This window comes from Nocardia sp. bgisy118 (assembly GCF_057708605.1).
On the sequence record NZ_JBYISM010000074.1, the window covers coordinates 1 to 1,461 of the forward strand.

The following is a 1,461-nucleotide window of genomic DNA, read 5'->3' on the forward strand; positions in this document are numbered from 1 at the left end:
CCACCAGTACGGTCACGAATTCTGGCGGATGCGCGAGCACGCCCTACGGGAAGGGATGACCTGGAAGGAGTTCTGCGACTACGTCAACAACCCGAGATTCTATCGAATCGAAGACGCCCCCGGTAACTCCCGCCACCTGTTCGAAGCCCCGCGATAGGAAGGACCACGGCCGATGTGGAAGAAGAAGCAACCCGCCGTCTCCCGCGACCGCGAAGGCCGCACCGAACTGCACTACGCAGCCGCCGATATCGAAGGCAACAAACACGCCCGCGTCGCCGAATTGCTGGCCTCCGGCCTGGACCCCAACGACCGCGACAACGACGCAGTCACACCCCTGCACGGCGCGGCCCAATACGACGGCCTCGACACCGTACGCGTACTGCTGGACGCTGGCGCCGAGGTCAACGCTCAAGACAATCAAGGTGATACGCCCCTGTTCTACGCGTTGCGCAGCCCGTGGAGCACCGTGGCGGTCGTGCAGCTGCTGCGTGACCGCGGCGCAGACCCACTGCTCGCCAACGCCCGCGGCAACACACCCCTGTCCTACATCCGCATGATCACCAACAAACCCGACATCCGCGCCGTCTTCACCGACCTGCTCGACGACGAACCGTCATGACGGACATCGTCGAGTGGGAGCGCCAACTCGAAGCCAACCTCACCGAAATACGCCGGAACACAGCCCAACTCGGGAAAGCTGTGGCGGCCGTACGGGGAAGATCGCAGATACCCGGACTCGCTGTAGAGGTCGACGCTCACGGCACCATCACCGACCTACGAATCACGCCGGGCGCGATGCGCTGGACCAACACCCAACTGGCCAAAGCGATCACCGACACCCACCGCCGCGCCCGAGCCGACGCCACAGCCAAGACCGACCGGCTCCTGCAGACAGCCGACCCACGCATCCGCCACGCAGCCGAACAACTACGCAGCGAACCCACGCCCACACCCAGCCCAGCCGATCCTCGGCCGATGTCCGAAAAAGAGATCCAAGCCGCCGACGATGCCTACTTCGAACAACGCAACCGCGAAGGATGGAATGCAAGATAGGATCTCGCCTCCCATGCTGGCAGTGGAGGCAAGCCAGTTCGTCGTCACGGCGGCATCGACCTCGGGCCTGACACGGTCGCGCGATGCACGGCCTGTCAGGGGCGCTGCCAAGTGGCCGGGTCGGCGGCAACCTGCGCGCCGTTCTCCAAGTCCTTGACCTCGTGGCGGCCTTCGTTGTCGACGGGCGGCAGCCACACGAATGGGATCGCCTTGCGGGACGCGTAGCGGAGTTGTTTGGCGAGCTTGTCGGCCTGGTGATACACCTCGGTTTTGAATCCGCGCTGGCGCAGCTGGGCGGCGGTGGCCAGCGCGTCGACGTAGCGTTCGTCGGAGGGGACGACGACCAAGACGTCGGTGGGGCATTTGCGGGTGTTGTCGAGCATGCCCTCGCTGACCAGCTTGGAGAAA

General features: G+C 64.8%; 4 protein-coding genes. 3 read left to right on the top strand and 1 reads right to left on the bottom strand.

Annotation, left to right across the window (positions count from 1 at the left end; all coding sequences use genetic code 11):
* The 3 genes from AC3EO7_RS37750 to AC3EO7_RS37760 all read left to right on the top strand — a co-directional run.
* The coding region (locus AC3EO7_RS37750) for a GH-E family nuclease (protein WP_435593874.1) at nt 1–157 on the top strand (157 nt) is incomplete at its 5' end.
* Nucleotides 158–172: 15 nt separating this feature from the next.
* On the top strand, nt 173–619 hold the full coding sequence (locus AC3EO7_RS37755; RefSeq protein WP_435593875.1) for an ankyrin repeat domain-containing protein: 447 nt from the start codon (nt 173–175) through the stop codon (nt 617–619).
* Entirely contained in the window at nt 616–1,053 is a 438-nt protein-coding gene (locus tag AC3EO7_RS37760) for a hypothetical protein (RefSeq protein WP_435593876.1), read from the top strand. Before AC3EO7_RS37755 ends, AC3EO7_RS37760 begins: the two co-directional genes overlap by 4 nt.
* A gap of 95 nt (nt 1,054–1,148) precedes the next feature.
* On the opposite strand, the gene AC3EO7_RS37765 is transcribed toward AC3EO7_RS37760, so the two are convergent.
* Nucleotides 1,149–1,461 (bottom strand): His/Gly/Thr/Pro-type tRNA ligase C-terminal domain-containing protein (locus AC3EO7_RS37765; RefSeq protein ID WP_435593877.1); only part of this gene is annotated, 313 nt, incomplete at its 5' end.

What these genes read in the sequence shown, in the direction of transcription:
- AC3EO7_RS37755 (WP_435593875.1), top strand. Translation starts at nt 173, where the DNA reads ATGTGGAAGAAGAAGCAACCCGCCGTCTCCCGCGACCGCGAAGGCCGC.
- AC3EO7_RS37760 (WP_435593876.1), top strand. Translation starts at nt 616, where the DNA reads ATGACGGACATCGTCGAGTGGGAGCGCCAACTCGAAGCCAACCTCACC.